This window comes from Neorhizobium vignae (assembly GCF_000732195.1).
GTDB classification, from domain to species: domain Bacteria; phylum Pseudomonadota; class Alphaproteobacteria; order Rhizobiales; family Rhizobiaceae; genus Neorhizobium; species Neorhizobium vignae.
On record NZ_JNNU01000002.1, the window covers coordinates 756650 to 775263 of the forward strand.

An 18614-nucleotide genomic window follows, 5' to 3' on the forward strand; every position below is an offset into this window, starting at 1 on the left:
GACCCTTGGCTTTTTCCTGGAACGATCCCTTTCTTCTCGAAGAGCAGCTGACCGAAGAGGAGCGGATGATCCGTGACGCGGCGGCCGCCTTCGCCAAGGCCGAACTCCTGCCGCGCGTCCAGGAAGCCTATCTCGACGAGACGACCGACAAGGGCCTCTTCAAGCTGATGGGCCAGACCGGGTTGCTCGGTGTGACCCTGCCGGAAGAATACGGCGCTGCCAACGCTTCCTACGTCGCCTACGGCCTCGTCGCCCGCGAGATCGAACGTATCGACAGCGGTTACCGCTCGATGATGAGCGTCCAGTCCTCGCTGGTCATCTATCCGATCTTCGCCTACGGCTCCGACGAGCAGAAGAAGAAATACCTGCCCGGCCTGGTCTCCGGCGAGCTGATCGGCTGTTTCGGCCTGACCGAGCCGGATGCCGGCTCCGATCCGGGCGGCATGAAGACCCGCGCCGAGAAGATCGAAGGCGGTTACCGCCTGCGCGGCTCGAAGATGTGGATTTCCAACGCGCCGATCGCCGATGTCTTCGTCGTCTGGGCGAAGTCTGAAGCCCATAACAACGAGATTCGCGGCTTCGTGCTCGAAAAGGGCATGAAGGGTCTCTCGGCCCCGAAGATCGGCGGCAAGCTGTCTCTGCGCGCCTCGATCACCGGCGAGATCGTCATGGACAGCGTTGAAGTCGGCGAGGATGCGATCCTGCCGAACGTCTCAGGCCTCAAGGGTCCCTTCGGCTGCCTCAACCGCGCCCGCTACGGCATTTCCTGGGGCGTGATGGGTGCGGCGGAAGACTGCTGGTTCCGCGCCCGCCAGTACGGTCTTGACCGCAAGCAGTTCGGCAAGCCGCTCGCCGGCATGCAGCTCTACCAGAAGAAGCTCGCCGACATGCAGACCGAAATCACCCTCGGCCTGCAGGCTTCGCTCCGCGTCGGCCAGCTCATGGACCAGCACAAGATGGCCCCGGAAATGATCTCCATCGTCAAGCGCAACAATTGCGGCAAGGCGCTGGATATCGCCCGCCAGGCCCGTGACATGCACGGCGGCAACGGCATCCAGATCGAATATCACGTCATGCGCCACTCGCAGAACCTGGAAACGGTCAACACCTACGAAGGCACGCACGACGTCCACGCACTGATCCTCGGCCGCGCGCAGACCGGCATTCAGGCGTTCTTCTGAGCGGAAACTTTACCGCTTCGACAAATCAGCCCGGCCGCTTCCAGCGCGCCGGGCTTTTACATATCGGCGTTTCAGCCGAATGGCGGTCGCGGGTTCACGCGCGCGCGTCCAGGGTGACGAGAAGTTCATCCAGCTGCCCGAACTGTTCGGGCATCGCACCTTCCATGCCGGCGCAGGATTCGTCGGCGGCTTCCCTGGAAGGATAAAGTTCATGCAGGACCAGCAGCGTCTTACCGCTGTCCTCCTCCTCGAAGCTGACCGTAGTGACGGAGCCGTTTTCGCTTTCGTCATTGGTCCAGACGAGGCGCGAGGGCGGCGACACTTCGAGATATTTTCCGAAGAAGGTCATGGAGTTTGCGGCGTCCTGTCCGAACGTGACACTATAGCCTCCCCCGGCGCGAGCATCCATCTCGCAGGCGAGAAGCGGGACGCCGCTGGACTTGGGCGCCCACCACAGCTTGAACAATTCGGGCTTGGTCCATGCATCGAACACGAGGCGAACCGGAGCGTTGAAGCTGCGCGTCACGACGAGTTCACGCTCGGACCTCCGTTCGACCGCGGTGCGGCCATTGCTCGCTTTTTTGTCCATTGTTGCCTCCCCTAGCCCCGCCGGGCAGCTTCGATTGTCGCAACGTCGATCTTTCGCATTGTCATCATCGCCTCGAAGGCGCGCTTTGCCTCGGCGCCGCCGACAGCAAGGGCCTCCGTGAGCACGCGTGGCGTGATCTGCCAGGAGACGCCCCATCTGTCCTTGCACCAGCCGCATTCGCTTTCCTGACCGCCGTTACCGACGATGGCGTTCCAGTAGCGATCGGTCTCTTCCTGGTCTTCGGTCGAGATCTGGAAGGAAAAAGCTTCGTTGTGCTTGAAGATCGGGCCGCCGTTCAGGCCGATGCATGCCACTCCGGCAACAGTGAATTCCACCACCAGCACGTCTCCCTGCTTGCCATCCGGATAGTCGCCGGGCGCGCGCATTACGGCGCCGACCTCGCTATCCGGAAAAATCTCGGCATAGAAGCGGGCAGCCTCCTCGGCGTCCTTGTCGAACCATAGGCAGATCGTGTTCTTCGCCATTGCATTTCTCCCTTTCGATCCTGGTTGCACGGCCGCCGATCGCGACCGTACCTTAAAGACGCACGTGCTTTCGGTAATCCTACATCCAGCCGAAAAAACTCAAATCTCCCTCACCAGCCGCGCCGTTTTTCGTCATTGGAGAAATTCCCGCCTTCGGTGTATCAGTGAAACGCTGCCGTGATCGGCGGCGAGGAAATGAAACAAAGGTCATTTTGAAGAATGCACGCCATGGAGAATGCGGCGGAAGGGGCCGGTGGCGGTTTCAATGTCGGCGAGCGTCTTTGTCTGGTGCGCAAGCAGCACGGCCTCTCGCAGCGGGCGCTGGCGGTCAAGGCGGGTGTCACCCATTCCCTCGTCTCATTGATCGAGAAGAACAAGGTGAGCCCCTCGGTCGCCTCGTTGAAGAAGATTCTCGAAGCAATCAACTACCCGCTGACCGACTTTTTCGCGCTGACGCTGCCGCCGGTCGACCAGGTGTTCTACCGTGCCGATGAACTGACGCCGCTTTCGACCGGCGCTTTGACGCTGCTGCAGGTCGGCGACGCCAAATCCCACTCGGTGCAGATTTTCCACGAGTTCTACGAGCCCGGGGCCGATACCGGCGAGACCATGCTGCAGCATGAGGCGGAAGAAGGTGGCGTGGTCGTCGCCGGCGAATTGGAACTGACCGTCGGCGGCCAGACGCGCATTCTCAAAAAGGGCGACGCCTTCCTCTTCGACAGCCGCCAGCCGCACCGATATCGCAATGTCGGAACCGAGCGCTGCGAGGTGGTAAGTGCCTGCACGCCACCCTATCTTTAAGGTGGGCAGAGCCCGGATTTCATTCAGCACCTTTTGGACATTGCCAATGAATGTTGATTGTTGCTGTCAATTATTTTAGGTCAGAACCCGATATTCCCGCACCCTCTCCCAACGCCTTGAAAACGGCGTATCCAGCCTTGAAATGAAAGTGGACACCATGCACAGCTATCCCGACGTCAAGCTTTTCATCAACGGCGAATGGCGCGATGCCATCGGCGGCGAAACCATCGATGTTTCCGATCCCGCGACGGAAGAAGTGATCGGGAAAATTGCCCATGCCCGCAAGGCGGACCTGGACCTGGCGCTGGAAGCCGCCGAAAAGGGCTTCAGGATCTGGCGCGACACCTCCCCCTTCGACCGCTCGAAAGTGATGCGCAAGGCCGCCGACCTGCTGCGCCAGCGCGTCGACCAGATCGCCTATTACATGACCCGCGAACAGGGCAAGCCGCTCGCCCAGTCGAAGATGGAAGTCATGGGCGCCGCCGATACGATCGACTGGTTCGCCGAGGAAGCCCGCCGCACCTATGGCCAGGTCATCCCTGCCCGCTTCACCGGCGTTTCGCAACTCGCGATCAAGGTGCCGGTCGGCCCGGTCGCCGCGTTTACGCCCTGGAATTTCCCGCTCAACCAAGTGGTCCGCAAGCTCTCCGCAGCCGTTGCCACCGGTTGCTCGATCATCGTCAAGGCGCCTGAGGAAACTCCCGCTTCGCCTGCCGAACTGATCCGCGCCTTCATCGATGCCGGCGTGCCGGCAGGCGTGATCAACCTCGTCTACGGCATTCCGGCCGAGATTTCCGAATACCTGATCCCGCATCCGGTCATCCGCAAGATCTCGTTTACCGGCTCCACCCCGATCGGCAAGCATCTGGCAGCCCTTGCCGGCAAGCACATGAAGCGCGCCACGATGGAACTCGGCGGCCATGCACCGGTGATGATCTTCGACGATGCAGATCTCGAAAAGGCGATCGAAGTCACCGCCATGTCGAAATTCCGCAACGCCGGCCAGGTCTGCGTCGCGCCGACCCGCTTCCTCGTTCAGGACGGCATCGCCGACAGGTTCACCGCCGGCTTCGTCAAGGCGGCCCAGGCGATCAAGGTCGGCAACGGCCTGGAAGACGGCGTCGGCATGGGCCCGCTCGCCAACGAGCGCCGCATCCCCGCCATGGAAGCGCTCATTCAGGACGCCATCACCCATGGCGGAGAGTTGAAAACCGGCGGCCACCGCATCGGCAACAAGGGCCACTTCTTCGAGCCGACGGTGCTTTCCGAAGTACCCACCTCGGCCAAGATCATGAACGACGAGCCTTTCGGCCCGGTCGCCATCATCAACCGCTTCTCGCACTATGACGATGCCATCGCGGAAGCCAACCGCCTGCCCTTCGGCCTCGCCTCCTACGCCTTCACCGGCTCGGTCAAGACCGCCCATGCGCTCAGCCGCCAGGTGGAAGCCGGCATGCTGACCATCAACCACAACGGCCTCGCCCTGCCGGAAGTGCCGTTCGGCGGCATCAAGGATTCTGGCTACGGCACGGAAGGCGGCTCGGAAGCCACCGAAGCCTATCTCGAAACCCGTTTCGTCAGCCAGATGAGCTGATCTGAGGGTTTTCGAACCGAGTTCTCGACGCCGGTCGGTGCTGACGCATCGGCCGGCGTTTTCTTTTGCCCTTGCCGGTTTCATTCGAGTCGAATACCAAAACAAACAGTGAACACCCGGACAAGCCCATGGCCGAGACTGAGACCGAATCAGCACCGCTCCTGAAGGAAATCTTCAACCGCGACCGCCTCGAGCATTTCGCCCGCGAGACGATCGCCGTGCATCCTGATTTCGACGGCTCCCGTTTCCTGATGCTCGCCTCCATCGGCCTCGACGATCTCAGCATCATGCAGCGGTTGCGGCAGATCGCGGTCGTCTTTCACGACGTTCTGCCCGGCGGTTTTGCGACCAATCTCGAAATCCTCCGGGCCTTAGCGCCGCGCATCAACCACGGTTTCGCCTCCATGGTCCTGCCGGAATATGTGGCGCTCCACGGCCAGGACCATTTCGACCTGTCGATGGATGCGCTCGCCTTCTTCACCCGTTTCGGCTCGTCTGAATTCGCCGTCCGGCATTTCCTGCTGAAGGACCTCGCCCGGACGCTGAAGGTGATGGAACGCTGGTCGCGGGACGACAACGAGCATGTGCGCCGGCTGTCGAGCGAAGGCTGCCGGCCGCGCCTGCCCTGGTCGTTCCAGCTGAAAGACCTGATTGCCGACCCCTCGTCCGTCGCGCCGATCCTCGAAAACCTGAGAAGCGACCCGAGCCTTTACGTGCGCAAGTCGGTGGCCAACCATCTGAACGACATTACCAAGGACCACCCCGCCTGGGTGTTCGACAGGATCGCCGACTGGCCGAAGGATGACCCGCGCACGGCCTGGATCATCAAACAGGCGCTGCGCACGCTGATCAAGAGGGGCGACGCCCGGGCGCTCCACGTCTTCGGCGCCGGTCACATGGCAGAGGTGAAGATCGAGAATTTCGCGGTGACACCCTCGTCGTTGAAACTCGGGGGCGCGGTGAAGATATCGGCCAGGCTCGTATCGACCGCGTCTGCGCCGCAGAAGCTCGTCATCGACTATGCGGTCCACTACGTGAAGAAGGCGGGCGGCACGTCGAAGAAGGTCTTCAAGTGGAAGGAGATCACGCTTGGTGCCGGCGAGAGCTGCGAACTCACGATCAGCCGTGCCATCCGCGACTTTACCACCCGTATCCACTATGCCGGCCGGCATCCCGTCGAGCTGATGGTCAACGGCGAGGTGCTGGCGGATAGCGCGTTTGAGCTGACGACTTAGAGCGCGAACACTTTTGCCCGCCGCAGCGTCACAAAACCACCCTCGCCCGCCTTGACCGGCCGCTCCGGCTCGACGTCGAATTCCAGCTGTTCGCCGGTCTCCGTGGTCGCCAGCACCCGCCGGCCGTCCGGACGGTCGAGAACGCGGGTGATGCTGGCCGGGATGCCCGGCCCCTGCGCGGACCAGTCGAGATCGGCCGGACGCGCATAAAGTTCCGCCTTGCCGTCCGCCATGCCGGAAACGTCGATCGCAGCACCGCTCGCATAAGCCTTGCCGTCGCGTACTTCCGCGGCAAGCACGTTGGCGTCGCCCAAGAACTTCATCACGAAGGCCGATTGCGGATTGCGGCAGACGTCTTCCGCCGTGCCCTGCTGGACGATATGGCCGTCTTTCAGGATGACGACGCGGTCCGCGAGATCCAGCGCCTCCTCCTGGTCGTGGGTGACGAAGATCGTGGTGATGCCAAGCTCGCGGTGGATCTCGCGCAGCCAGCGGCGCAGGTCATGGCGCACATTGGCATCGAGCGCGCCAAATGGCTCGTCAAGCAGCAGCACCTTGGGATCGACCGACAGCGCCCGGGCCAGCGCCACGCGCTGCCGCTGGCCGCCGGAAATCTGCGCCGGGAACCGGTCGCCGAGACCTTCGAGGCGCACCAATCTCAGCAGCTCCACGACGCGCGCCTCGATCGCCGCCTTTTCGCGCTTCACCTTCGAGACCTTCATGCCGAAGGCGATGTTTTCCGCCACCGTCATATGCGGAAACAGCGCGTAATGTTGGAAGACGAAACCGACGCCACGATCGCGCACCGGAATGTCGGTGGCGTCCTGGTCGCCGAAATAGATGTGGCCGCCATCGGCATATTCGAGGCCGGCGACCATGCGCAGGATGGTTGTCTTGCCGGAACCGGACGGACCGAGCAGCGCGACGAGCTCGCCGCTTTCGATCTCGAGCGAGACGTCCCGCACGGCGCGAAAGGTCTCGAAGGTTTTGACGACGTTTTCGAGGCGGATTTTCATTGGGTTTTCTCCGCGGGACTGGCGACCAGAGCCGGGCGACGGACGCGACCGGCTCCCTGGCGCTCGAGTGCCACCTTGGCGATGATGGTGAAGACGGCGATGAGCGCCAGGATGGAGGCCGCGGCAAAGGCGCCTGCCGCCTGGTAGTCGTGGTAGAGCAGCTCGATATGCAGCGGCAGCGTATTGGTCTGACCACGGATATTGCCCGAGACGACCGAGACCGCCCCGAACTCGCCCATGACGCGGGCATTGCAGAGCACGACGCCGTAGAGCAGCGCCCATTTGATGTTCGGCAACGTCACAGAGAAGAAGGTGCGCCAGCCGGACGCGCCGAGCGAGGTGGCTGCTTCCTCAAGATCGCGGCCCTGCGCCTGCATCAGCGGGATCAGCTCGCGGGCGACGAAAGGGGCGGTGACGAACATCGAGGCGAGGATGATGCCGGGGATCGCAAATAGGATCTTGATCCCGTATTCGTCCAGCATCGGACCGAAGACGCCCTGCAGGCCGTAGACGAAGAGATAGGCGACGCCCGCGACGATTGGCGAGACCGAAAACGGGATCTCGATGACGACCAGCAGGAAACGCCGGCCCCAGAAATCGAATTTGGTGATCGACCAGGCGGCTGCGATACCGAAAGCCGTGTTGACCGGCACGGCGACGATTGCCGCAAACACCGTGAGCCCGATCGCATGCAGCGTATCCGGATGACTGATCGTGTCGCGATAGACAGCCCACCCCTTCGAAAATGCCTCGACGCCGATAACCACCAGCGGCGCGACGATCAGCAGGGCGACGATCACCAGGACGATGCCGATCAGCATCCGGCGGAAGAGCGGCTGGTCGCCGACGCGCGGCGGCTTTCTGCCTGTACGGGTCGCGCCCATGGTCACCCCCTCACCGTGTAGCGAAGCGCGCGCGACTGCATCCAGTTGGTGAGCGCGAGCATGACGAAAGCCGCGATCAGCAGCACCGAGGCGATGGCGGCGGCGGCCTGGTAGTCGTATTCCTCCAGCCGGATGAAGACGAGAAGTGCGGTGATCTCCGTCGACATCGGCTGGTTGCCGGCGATGAAGATGATCGCTCCGAACTCACCGAGCGAGCGGGCAAAGGAGAGCGACACGCCGGCAAGCAGCGCCGGGGTCAGAAGCGGCAGGATGACCTTGCGGAAAATCTCCCAGTCCGAGCCGCCAAGCGACTGCGCAGCCTCTTCCAGCGCCGGATCCAGATCCTCCAGCACCGGCTGCACGGTGCGCACGATGAACGGCAGCGAGGTGAAGCACATCGCGATCATGATGCCGAGCGGCGTATAGGCGACCTTGATGCCGAAGTCGGCGAGGATGGAACCGAACCAGCCATTGGTGGTGAAAAGCGCCGTCAGGGCAATGCCGGCCACCGCCGTCGGCAGCGCGAAGGGCAGATCGACCATGGCATCGACGATCCGCCATCCCGGGAACCGATAGCGCGTCAGCACCCAGGCGAGCGCCAGGCCGAAGAACAGGTTGAAGATGGTGGCGCCGAGCGCCGAAAGCACGGTGACGCGATAACTCGCGAGCGCCCGGGACGAGGAGACGATCCGCCAGTAATCTTCGGGACCGAGGCTCGCGGCCTTGAAGACCAGAGCTGCCAGCGGCAGGACCACGATCAGCCCGACATAGAACAGCGTCACCCCCAGCGACAGGCGTAACCCGGGCAGGACATTGCGTCTCAAGCGATCGTATCCTCTTTGCACGGCAAAGCCCGGCGAACTTTCGTTCGCCGGGCGAGGCTTGGTTGAAGTCCAGTCTGCGCTTAGCGGCTGCCGTACAGCTTGTCGAGGGTGCCACCGGAGGCGAAGTGTTCCTTCTGGATCTTGTCCCAGCCGCCGAAGACGTCATCGACCTTGACGAGGCGGATTGCCGGGAACTGATCCTTGAATTCCCCTGCGACCTTTTCGTTCTCGACACGATGGCCGAACTGGGCAGCAATCCGCTGGCCTTCCTCCGTGTAGAGGAAGTCGAGATAGGACTTTGCGAGCGCTTCCGTGCCGTGCTTCTTGGCAACCTTGTCGACCACTGCAACCGGGAATTCGGCGAGCAGGCTGACCGACGGGATGACGCTCTGGACCTTGTCGGCGCCGTACTGCTTGACGATACCGCGGGTCTCGGCCTCGAAAGTGATCAGCACGTCGCCGGTTTCGCGCTCGACGAAGGTCGTGGTAGAGGCGCGGCCGCCGGTATCGAAGACCGGAACGTTGTCGAAGATCTTGGTGATATAGGCTTCGATCTTCTCCGCGTCGCCCTTATACGCTTCCTTGGCCCAGGCGTAGGCGGCGAGATAGGTGTAGCGGGCGTTGCCCGAGGTCTTAGGGTTCGGGAAAACGGCGTGCACGTCAGCGCGAGCAAGGTCGCTCCAATCCTTGATGTTCTTGGGATTGCCGGCACGCACCAGGAACGACGGGAAGGAGTAGAAGGGCGAGGCATTATTCGGGAATGCCTTGGTCCAGTCCTTGGTCACGAAGCCTTGTTTGGCGAGGAAATCGATGTCCGTCGACTGGTTGAAGGTCACGACGTCGGCTTCAAGACCTTCGACGATCGAACGGGCCTGCTTCGAGGTGCCTGCATGCGACTGGTCGATGGCGACGCCAGGATGGCTCTTGATGAAGGCCTCGTTCTCGGCGACGAACAGCTCGCGCGAAACGTCGTAGGAGGCGTTGAGCAGCTTCGTCGGAGACTGGGCCAGCGCGGGGCTAACAAAAAGCGCGGCCAAGGGAGCAACAAGTGCGGTGCCGAGGATCAGGAGGCGGTTCATGCAAGTCTCCGGTGTTGGATTGTGCCGGTGAAACTACCGGTACGCCCAGCAAACGGCGAGGAACCGCGGACTTTCCTTTGTTACGACGTTAGAATTTTTGTCCATTATCCGCCATAAACGGCGGAGCTTTTCGCGCGTCATCCAGACCGGTGCCGCTTCATGGAATGAGGCAGCACCGGGAGCGTCGGCAAAGCCCTGTCGTGGCATCGTCAGGCGACGGCGCGCGGGACATCCATCTCGTGGATGGCCTTCCTGATCTCCGTGCGGAATTCAGGAGTGTCCTGGTGACCATGCACGGAAATGGCATGCTGCACGGCTGCGTTGACGAGTTCATCCACATTGTCCGCCGCGATCGCAACGGTGCATTTCATCTCGCTCGGAAATTCGCGGCAATCGATGTATTGGCGTCCCATGTCTGCCTCCATCACAAGCCCTGAACCGACTGGCCAGAGGATGAGAATTTACTCCCTTTGCGCAGAGGAAACAAACACCGTCGGCCTGATCAATCGGCCTAGCTCGTCCTGCCGGCCTTCTCGCGCAGCATCCGGATGATGGCGGAAAAGTCGTCTGCGCCATGCCCCGCGCGCTCGAACTGGGCATAAAGCTCGGCCGCGTGGGCGCCGAGCGGCGTGGCTGCGCCAGACTGTCTTGCGGCCTCCTGCGACAGCGTCAGGTCCTTCAACATCAGCGCTGCGGCAAAACCTGGCCTGTAGTCGCTGTTGGCCGGCGAGGCGGGCACAGGACCCGGCACCGGGCAATAGGTGGTGAGCGACCAGCACTGGCCTGACGAGGTGGAAGCGACGTCGAACAGCGCCTGATGCGAAAGGCCGAGCTTTTCCGCCAGGCCAAAGGCCTCGCAGACGCCGATCATCGATATGCCCAATATCATGTTGTTGCAGATTTTTGCCGCCTGGCCGGCGCCGGCGTCGCCGCAATGGACGATCTTCTTGCCCATCGCCTCGAGGATCGGCTTGCCCAGGGCGAACGCCTTTTCCGAACCGCCGACCATGAAGGTGAGCGTGCCGGCCGCCGCCCCGCCGGTGCCGCCGGAGACGGGTGCATCGAGCGAGATGCAATTCATGACATCCGCCAGTTCATGTGCCTTGCGGGCGCTTTCCACGTCGATGGTCGAGCAGTCGATGACGAGAGTGCCCTCGGGGATGAGCGTGGTGAGATCGGTCCACACGGCCGTGACGTGCTGCCCCTTCGGCAGCATGGTGATGACGCATTCCGCATCGCGCACCGCCTCCGCCAGCGCGCTGGCAGCCTTCACGCCCGTCTCGACGGCCGCCTTCACCGACGCTTCCGACAGGTCGAAGCCGCGCACCTCATGACCGGCTTTCACGAGATTGGCAGCCATCGGCCCGCCCATATTGCCGAGGCCCACGAAAGCGATCTTGGTCATGCCTTCCTCCCGTCTTTCTTGTCCTAAAGCCTGTGATCCGGAAACAGCACCGGATGGCGCGCTGTAAAATAGCGGTCCAGATCGGCCTGCTCGACCTCCTCCAGCGTCGCCGGAGACCACTTCGGATTGCGGTCCTTGTCGATGATCGCAGCGCGCACGCCCTCGTAGAAATCGTGGTTGCGCAGGATTTCGACGCCGGCGGTGAATTCCCGCTCCAGGCATTCGACGAGGCTCGAACTTTCGCGGCCGCGCCTGATGAGTCGTAGCGCGAGTTTGAGGCTGGTCGGCGAGCGCTTGGCGATGACGTCGCGCGTCCTGATGGAGAATTCATCATCCTCTCTATTCAGGGCCTCGACAACCTCCTCGACCGTATCGAAGCGAAAAACCCGGTCGATCAGGTCGCGATGGGTCTCAAGCTGGCTTTCGCCCGGCGTGACGGCGAAACGATCGATCACTGCCCTCACCTGCTCGTCGGATGCGCCGTCCTTCAGTTCTCCCAGCGCCTCGACAAGCGGGCCGAGCCGTTCCGAGGGCACGTTCACGTCGGCAAGGTTGGTATAGATGGCGTCCGCTGCGCCGATCACTTCGCCTGTCAGCCCCATCCAGGTGCCGGTCTCGCCGGGCGCGTGGGGAAGCAGCCACGTGGCGCCGACATCCGGCACGTAGCCGATACCGGTCTCGGGCATGGCAAGACGGGTGCGTTCCGTGACGATCCGGTGTTTCCCGTGCGAAGCGATCCCGACGCCGCCGCCCATGACGATGCCGTCCATCAGCACCACATACGGCTTCTCGTAACGAGAGATCATGTAGTTGACGGGAAACTCCTCCCGCCAGAACCGCGTGACGTCAGGATCGTCCGACTTGCCGCTTTCGTAGATGACCCGGATGTCTCCTCCGGCGCAGAGGCCGCGCTCCCCCTCGCCCTTGACGACGACGCAGGACGCTTCCGGATCACCAGCAAATTCCTCCAGCGCGGCCTTCATCGCCCGCATCATGGCGAAGTTCAGGCTGTTCAGCGCCCTCGGCCGGTTGAGCCGGATGACGGCTGCCGAACCGATACGGTCGATGAGGACTTCGTCGCTCTGGGAAGATGTGTCGGACATGCGTTTCTCCGGTCTACCGATTGTCCGCCAGGATCATCTCGGCCGCCTTTTCGGCGATCATGATCGTCGGCGAATTGGTGTTGCCGGAGACTATATTAGGCATGATCGAGGCATCGGCGATACGCAGCCTTCCGACTGCACGCATTTTCAGGCGAGGATCGACGACGCTATCCGGATCGGATCCCATACGCGCGGTGCCGACCGGATGGAAGATCGTCGTGCCGATATCGCCGGCCGCCTTTTCGAGATCCGCATCGGTCTCGTAGGAGGGGCCGGGCTTGTATTCCTCCGGATGATAGCGCGCAAATGCCGGCTTCTTGACGATCTCGCGGGTGATCCGGATCGACCTGACGGCAACGTCGCGGTCGGCGGCGGTCGACAGGTAGTTCGGATGGATGCCCGGGGCCGCGGCGAAATCCGGGCTTTTCAGATGAACGGACCCGCGGCTCTCGGGACGAAGATTGCAAACGCTCGCAGTCATTGCCGGGAACGAGTGAACCGGTTCGCCGAACTTGTCGAGCGACACCGGCTGGACATGGTATTCGAGATCCGGCGTCTCCTTGTCGGGGCCGGATTTGGTAAAGATGCCGAGTTGGCTCGGCGCCATCGACATCGGCCCCGAGCGCCGGAAGGCGTATTCCAACCCGATCGAGGCCTTGCCGATCAGGCTCGACGCCTTTTCGTTGAGGGTCGGAACGCCGGTCACCTTGTAGACGAGGCGGAGTTGCAGGTGGTCCTGCAGGTTCTCGCCGACAGCCTTGACCTCCTTGACCACTTCGACACCCGCGTTTTGCAGGACATCGCCGCGGCCGATGCCGGAGAGCTCGAGGACATGCGGCGTGCCGATCGCGCCGGCGCTGAGCACGGTTTCACGTCTCGCATAGGCCTTCTTCGCCACCCCATCGTGCTGGAACTCGACACCCTTCACCTCGCCGTTTTCGACGATCAGGCGGCGCACGTGCGCCTTGGTGAGTACAGTCAGGTTCGGCTGCTTCATCGCCGGGCGCAGGAAGGCCTTGGACGTATTCCAGCGGATCCCGGAGCGCTGGTTGACGTCGAAATAACTCGAACCCTCGTTGCTGCCGCGATTGAAGTCGTCGACGATCGGGATGCCCGCCTCTTCGGCCGCCTTCTGGAAACTGTCGAGCACCGCCCAGCGGAGACGCTGCTTTTCGATGCGCCATTCACCGCCGGCGCCGTGCATGTCGTCGGCGCCCTTGTAGAAATCCTGGCTCTTCTTGAAGATAGGCAGGACATCGTCCCAGCCCCAGCCGGTGCACCCCATCTGTCGCCACATGTCGTAGTCGTAAGCCTGGCCGCGCATGTAGATCATGCCGTTGATCGACGAGCAGCCGCCGAGGATCTTTCCGCGCGGATAGGAGAGCGAGCGGCCGTTCAGCCCGTCTTCCTTCTCGGTCGTAAAACACCAGTCCGTGCGTGGATTGTTGATGCAGTAGAGATAACCGACGGGAATATGCACCCAATGATAGTTGTCATTGCCGCCCGCTTCGAGGATCAGTACGCGGTTGCCCGGGTCCTTCGAGAGCCGATTGGCCAATACGCAGCCCGCGCTGCCCGCCCCGATGACAATGTAGTCGTAATTTTCCATGCTTATGCTCCAGGAAGAAGCGCCCTGCGAGCCATGCCCGCAAGCCGCATCCCTGCGCCCTCCCTCTATCTTATCGTCTATGCTCGAACCCGAGCTTCCGGCCGAGCCGGGAGGCGTAGAATTCCCCGATAATGCCGCGCCGGAAAACGAGGACGCAGACCATGAAGATCACGCCGGTGACGATCGTCACCGGGAATTGCGAGGTTGCCAGATAGTTTTGCAGCGTGACGACCAGACCGGCGCCGAAGATCGGCCCAATCAGCGTGCCGATACCGCCGAGAAGCGTCATCAGGATCACTTCGCCGGACATCTGCCAGGCGACATCCGTCAGCGTCGCGAACTGGAAGACCAGCGATTTCAACCCGCCCGCAAGGCCTGCCAGCGCCGCCGACATCACGAAGGCCCCGAGCTTGTAGCGGGCGACGGAGTAGCCGAGCGAGATCGCGCGGGGCTCGTTCTCGCGGATCGACCGGAGGATCATGCCGAAGGGCGAGTTGATGAACCGCCATATGATCACCATGCCGATCAGGAATACGCCCAGCACGAAGTAATACATGTTGGTCGAGCTGTTGAGATCGATGAAACCGAACAGATGGCCGCGCGGCACCGACTGGATGCCGTCCTCGCCTTGGGTGAACTCCGCCTGCAGACAGAAGAAGAAGAACATCTGCGACAGAGCGAGCGTGATCATCGCAAAATAGATGCCCTGCCGGCGGATCGCGAAGAACCCCATGATCAGGCCGAGCAATGCTGCGCCCACGACGCCGGTCAGGATACCGAGTTCCGGCGGAAAGCCCCATTCCTTGACCACATGGGCGGTAAAATAGGCCGCGCCGCCGAAGAAGGTCGCGTGGCCGAAGGACAGCAGCCCGGTATAGCCGAGTAGAAGGTTGAAGGCGCATGCAAACAGCGCGAAGCACAAGAGCTTCATCAGGAAGATCGGGTAGAAGAACATCGGCGCAAGGATCAGAGCCGCCAGGCCGATGATCACGAAGATCGTGTAGGTCCTGGAAGCGGTGGCCGAGCGCTCGATATGCGGCTTGGTGGCGGTTTGGGTCATCTCGCTCATCTCACGCATCCCGTCCGAAAAGGCCGGCTGGCCGGAGTAGAAGCACGATTGCCATGATCACGAAGATCACGATATTGGACGCTTCCGGATAGAACACCTTGGTGAGGCCCTCTGCAATACCGAGCATGTAGCCGGTGATGATGGCGCCCATGATCGAGCCCATGCCGCCGACCACGACCACCGCGAAAACGACGATGATGATGTTCGTGCCCATCAGCGGCGAGACCTGGTAGATCGGCGCGGCCAGCACGCCGGCAAAGGCGGCGAGCGCCGCACCGAGCCCGTAGGTCAGCGTCAGAAGCACCGGCACGTTGACGCCGAAAGCCTGCACGAGCACCGGATTTTCGGTCGCGGCACGAAGATAGGCGCCGAGCTTGGTCTTCTCGATCAGCAGCCATGTACCGATGCAGGCGACCAGAGACACGACGACCACCCAGCCGCGATAGATCGGCAGGAACATGAAACCGAGATTGGTACCGCCGGCAAGCTGCGCCGGCACCGCATAGGGTTGGCCGGCCGCGCCGTAGAGATAGCGGAACGTGCCCTCGATGGTCAGCGCCAGGCCGAACGTGAAGAGCAGGCCGTAGAGCGGATCGAGATCGTAGAGCCGCGACAGCATCGTTCGTTCGATGATGGCTCCGAACAGGCCGACGACGATCGGCCCGAGGATCAGCGCGACCCAGTAGTTGATGCCGAAATATTCCAGCATCAGCATCGCCGCAAAAGCGCCGAGCATGTATTGCGCGCCATGGGCGAAGTTGATGACACGCAGAAGGCCGAATATGACCGCCAGGCCGAGGCTCAGGAGTGCGTAGAAGGACCCGTTGATCAGGCCGATCAGGAGCTGCCCGAGAAAGGCCTGCAGCGGTATGCCGAAGATCATCGTCACAGCGTCACACTCCCAGCACTTTATGCAGCATGTCCATCTTGCCCGGCAGCTCGCCGACCGGGAAATTCGCGACCATCCGCCCATGGTCCATCAGGTAGAACCGGTCGGCCACCCGGCTCGCGAAGCGGAAATTCTGCTCCACCAGGAGCACCGTCATGCCACGCTCCTTCAGCGTCTTCAGCACCTCGCCGATCCGCTGCACGATGACCGGCGCCAGGCCTTCGGTCGGCTCATCGAGGATCAGCAGCTTGACGCCGGTACGCAGGATGCGGGCGATCGCCAGCATCTGCTGCTCGCCTCCGGAAAGCTTGGTGCCGGGACTGGAGCGGCGCTCCTCAAGGTTGGGGAAGAGTTCGTAGATTTCCTCGAGCGACATGCCGCCTTCAGCCACGACCGGCGGCAGCATCAGGTTTTCCTCGACGGTCAAGGTCGAAAAGATGCCGCGCTCTTCCGGCACGAAGCCGATGCCGTTATGCGCCGTGCGATGCAGCGGCACGCCGAGCATATCCTTGCCCGCGAAGCGGATTTCGCCCTTCCGCTCGCGGATGATGCCGACAATGGTCCGGAGCGTCGTTGTCTTGCCGACGCCATTGCGGCCGAGAATGGTGATCGTCTCGCCCTCGCCGACCGTCATGTCCACGCCGTGCAGGACATGGCTTTCGCCATACCAGGCATTGAGGTTGGAAACTTGCAACAACGGTGCCATCAAGCCTCCTCCGTGCCCATATAGGCGGTGCGGACGCGCGGGTCCTGGCTGACGGTGGCATAATCGCCCTCGGCGAGGATTTCGCCGCGCTGGAGCACCGTCACATGGTGGCAGATGTCGGCGACGACGGAGAGATTGTGCTCGACCATCAGCACCGCACGGGTCTTTGCCACCTCGCGAATGATGTTGGAAACGGTGCCGATATCCTCCTGGCCCATGCCGGCCATCGGCTCGTCGAGCAGCAGCACCTTGGGATCGAGCGCCAGCGTCGTGGCGATCTCCAGCACCCGCTTGCGGCCGTAGGAAAGGTCGGCGGCGAGCGCATTGCGTTCGCGCTTCAGGCCGACCGACTCGATCAGTTCGTCGGCCCGCGCATTCAGCCGGTCGAGCGAGGAGAGCGGCAGCCAGAACTGCGTCGAAAGCCCGTTCGGCCGTTGCAGCGCGACGCGCACGTTGTCGAGCACCGTCAGATGCGGGAAAACCGCCGAAATCTGGAAGGAACGGACGAGCCCCATTCGCGCGATCCTGTCCGGCGGCGTTTTGGTGATGTCCGTACCCATAAACGTGATCGAGCCCGCCGTCGGCTGCAGGAACTTGGTGAGCAGGTTGAAAACGGTCGTCTTGCCTGCCCCGTTCGGGCCGATCAGCGCATGGACGTGCGCGTGGCGGACATCGAGATCCACGTTCTTCACCGCCATGAAGGCACCGAAGCTTTTCGAGAGGCCGCGGGCGGACAAGACCACCCGCGGCTCTTCTTGTTTTGCTGTCGCGGCGAGCGCCATTACTTCACCAGATCGCAGCCGCTCTTGGCGGGATCCATGTAGGCGTCCTTGCCCGGGATGGTGGCGAGTACGGTGAAATAATCCCAGGGCTCCTTGCTTTCGCCCGGCTTCTTGACCTGCAGCAGGTACATGTCGTGGATCATCCGGCCGTTCTTGGCGACCGTGCCGCCGCGGGCGAAGAAATCGTCGACCGGCATTTCGTGCAGTGCCTTGGAAACGGCATCCGCATCGTCGGTGCCGGCCTTCTGGATCGCCTTCAGATACTGGGTGACCGCCGAATAGGTGCCGCTATGGACCATGTTCGGCATCTTCTTGGTGCGGGCGAAGAACTTCTTCGCGAATTCGCGGCTCTTGTCGTCGAGGTTCCAGTAGTAACCCTCGGTCAGGGTCAGGCCCTGGGCCGCCTGCAGGCCGAGGCCGTGCACTTCGGCGAGCGTGAAGAGCAGTGCCGCGAGCCGCTGACCGCCGGCAGTAATGCCGAATTCCGCCGCCTGCTTGATGGCGTTCGACGTGTCGAGGCCGGCATTGGCAAGGCCGATGACCTTGGCGCCGGAGGACTGGGCCTGCAGCAGGAAGGACGAGAAGTCGGTGGTCGCGAGCGGATGGCGGACCGCGCCGACGATCTTGCCGCCGGAGGATTTTACGAAGTCGCCGGTCTGCTGCTCGAGCGAATAACCGAAGGCATAGTCGGCGGTCAGGAAGAACCAGCTGTCGCCACCCTGCTTGACGAGAGCGCCGCCGGTGCCTACCGCGAGCGCATGGGTGTCATAGGCCCAGTGGAAACCGTAGGGGCTGCAGGCCTTGCCGGTCAGATCGGTGGTCGCCGCACCCGTGACGATGTCGATCTTCTTCTTTTCCTTGCCAATCGCCTGCACCGCAAGTGCCACCGACGAGGTCGTCAGTTCCATGATCGCATCGACCTGCTGGGTATCGTACCACTGGCGGGCGATGTTGGAGGCAATGTCCGCCTTGTTCTGGTGGTCGGCATCGACGATCTCGATCGACGCCCCGAGAACCTTGCCGCCGAAATCCTCGACCGCCATCTTGGCCGCCTCGACCGACGACTTGCCGCCGAATTCGGAATAGACGCCCGACTGGTCGTTCAGGATGCCGATCTTGACCTTGTTGTCGGACGCACTCTGCGCGAATGCCGCGCTGCTTGCGAGAACGACAGCCAGGGACGTTGCAAATGACGTCAGAATTGACTTGTGCATAATTTCTCCTCCCAGAGAATAGGCCCAGAAAATTTGAAGGGTCTGTTCAAAATTGGTGAGCCGCTCTCCTCAAAGCGGCTGCTCCAGATTGCATGGTTCAGGAAAACGGCCGTTGACGCAAGCAGGCCGCTGTAATTAATTGCAAACAG

General features: G+C 62.3%; 19 protein-coding genes. 4 read left to right on the plus strand and 15 right to left on the minus strand.

Annotation, left to right across the window (positions count from 1 at the left end):
• Window positions 1-5 precede the first annotated feature (5 nt).
• On the plus strand, window positions 6-1181 hold the full coding sequence (locus GQ59_RS03830) for an acyl-CoA dehydrogenase (protein WP_037077561.1): 1176 nt from the start codon (window positions 6-8) through the stop codon (window positions 1179-1181).
• Window positions 1182-1275: 94 nt separating this feature from the next.
• Here GQ59_RS03830 and GQ59_RS03835 read toward each other — a convergent pair whose 3' ends face one another.
• Together GQ59_RS03835 and GQ59_RS03840 are read right to left on the minus strand one after the other, a co-directional pair.
• The gene (locus GQ59_RS03835; protein WP_037077564.1) at window positions 1276-1770 is read right to left on the minus strand and encodes an SRPBCC family protein; all 495 of its coding nucleotides are present in this window, start codon (window positions 1768-1770) and stop codon (window positions 1276-1278) included.
• 11 nt (window positions 1771-1781) lie between these two features.
• Window positions 1782-2255, minus strand: a complete 474-nt coding sequence (locus GQ59_RS03840) for a VOC family protein (protein WP_037077567.1) — start codon at window positions 2253-2255, stop codon at window positions 1782-1784.
• 219 nt (window positions 2256-2474) lie between these two features.
• On the opposite strand from GQ59_RS03840, the gene GQ59_RS03845 reads away from it, so the two are divergent.
• The 3 genes from GQ59_RS03845 (at window position 2475) to GQ59_RS03855 (ending at window position 5885) form a co-directional block, all read left to right on the plus strand.
• On the plus strand, window positions 2475-3056 hold the full coding sequence (locus tag GQ59_RS03845) for a cupin domain-containing protein (RefSeq protein WP_051903760.1): 582 nt from the start codon (window positions 2475-2477) through the stop codon (window positions 3054-3056).
• 157 nt (window positions 3057-3213) lie between these two features.
• Window positions 3214-4650, plus strand: a complete 1437-nt coding sequence (locus GQ59_RS03850) for an NAD-dependent succinate-semialdehyde dehydrogenase (protein ID WP_037078174.1) — start codon at window positions 3214-3216, stop codon at window positions 4648-4650.
• 128 nt (window positions 4651-4778) lie between these two features.
• Window positions 4779-5885: a DNA alkylation repair protein gene (locus GQ59_RS03855; protein WP_037077571.1), complete on the plus strand. Its 1107-nt coding sequence runs from the start codon at window positions 4779-4781 to the stop codon at window positions 5883-5885.
• On the opposite strand, the gene GQ59_RS03860 is transcribed toward GQ59_RS03855, so the two are convergent.
• The 13 genes from GQ59_RS03860 to GQ59_RS03920 form a co-directional block, all read right to left on the minus strand.
• Complete coding sequence (locus GQ59_RS03860; protein ID WP_037077573.1) at window positions 5882-6901, minus strand: sulfate/molybdate ABC transporter ATP-binding protein; 1020 nt, start codon at window positions 6899-6901, stop codon at window positions 5882-5884. The genes GQ59_RS03855 and GQ59_RS03860 overlap by 4 nt on opposite strands.
• Window positions 6898-7785, minus strand: coding sequence for a sulfate ABC transporter permease subunit CysW (gene cysW / locus GQ59_RS03865; protein WP_037077575.1), 888 nt, complete (start codon window positions 7783-7785; stop codon window positions 6898-6900). The genes GQ59_RS03860 and cysW overlap by 4 nt, the downstream gene beginning before the upstream one ends.
• Window positions 7786-7787: 2 nt before the next feature.
• The gene (gene cysT, locus GQ59_RS03870) at window positions 7788-8609 is read right to left on the minus strand and encodes a sulfate ABC transporter permease subunit CysT (protein ID WP_037077579.1); all 822 of its coding nucleotides are present in this window, start codon (window positions 8607-8609) and stop codon (window positions 7788-7790) included.
• A gap of 80 nt (window positions 8610-8689) precedes the next feature.
• Window positions 8690-9688: a thiosulfate ABC transporter substrate-binding protein CysP gene (gene cysP / locus GQ59_RS03875; protein WP_037077582.1), complete on the minus strand. Its 999-nt coding sequence runs from the start codon at window positions 9686-9688 to the stop codon at window positions 8690-8692.
• A gap of 209 nt (window positions 9689-9897) precedes the next feature.
• Entirely contained in the window at window positions 9898-10101 is a 204-nt protein-coding gene (locus tag GQ59_RS03880; RefSeq protein ID WP_037077586.1) for a DUF1059 domain-containing protein, read from the minus strand.
• Between the two features lie 98 nt (window positions 10102-10199).
• The gene (gene mmsB / locus GQ59_RS03885; RefSeq protein WP_037077589.1) at window positions 10200-11093 is read right to left on the minus strand and encodes a 3-hydroxyisobutyrate dehydrogenase; all 894 of its coding nucleotides are present in this window, start codon (window positions 11091-11093) and stop codon (window positions 10200-10202) included.
• Between the two features lie 23 nt (window positions 11094-11116).
• A complete protein-coding gene (locus GQ59_RS03890; protein WP_037077593.1) occupies window positions 11117-12196 on the minus strand; it encodes an enoyl-CoA hydratase/isomerase family protein in 1080 nt (359 codons plus the stop codon).
• Window positions 12197-12209: 13 nt separating this feature from the next.
• Entirely contained in the window at window positions 12210-13805 is a 1596-nt protein-coding gene (locus tag GQ59_RS03895) for a GMC family oxidoreductase (protein WP_037077598.1), read from the minus strand.
• A 70-nt stretch (window positions 13806-13875) separates the two neighbouring features.
• Complete coding sequence (locus GQ59_RS03900) at window positions 13876-14874, minus strand: branched-chain amino acid ABC transporter permease (RefSeq protein ID WP_037077599.1); 999 nt, start codon at window positions 14872-14874, stop codon at window positions 13876-13878.
• A gap of 1 nt (window position 14875) precedes the next feature.
• A complete protein-coding gene (locus GQ59_RS03905) occupies window positions 14876-15763 on the minus strand; it encodes a branched-chain amino acid ABC transporter permease (RefSeq protein ID WP_037077600.1) in 888 nt (295 codons plus the stop codon).
• 4 nt (window positions 15764-15767) lie between these two features.
• Entirely contained in the window at window positions 15768-16469 is a 702-nt protein-coding gene (locus GQ59_RS03910) for an ABC transporter ATP-binding protein (protein ID WP_037077603.1), read from the minus strand.
• Complete coding sequence (locus GQ59_RS03915; RefSeq protein WP_037077606.1) at window positions 16469-17251, minus strand: ABC transporter ATP-binding protein; 783 nt, start codon at window positions 17249-17251, stop codon at window positions 16469-16471. The genes GQ59_RS03910 and GQ59_RS03915 overlap by 1 nt, the downstream gene beginning before the upstream one ends.
• Window positions 17251-18465, minus strand: coding sequence for an ABC transporter substrate-binding protein (locus GQ59_RS03920; protein ID WP_037077607.1), 1215 nt, complete (start codon window positions 18463-18465; stop codon window positions 17251-17253). The genes GQ59_RS03915 and GQ59_RS03920 overlap by 1 nt, the downstream gene beginning before the upstream one ends.
• Between the last annotated feature and the right edge of the window lie 149 nt (window positions 18466-18614).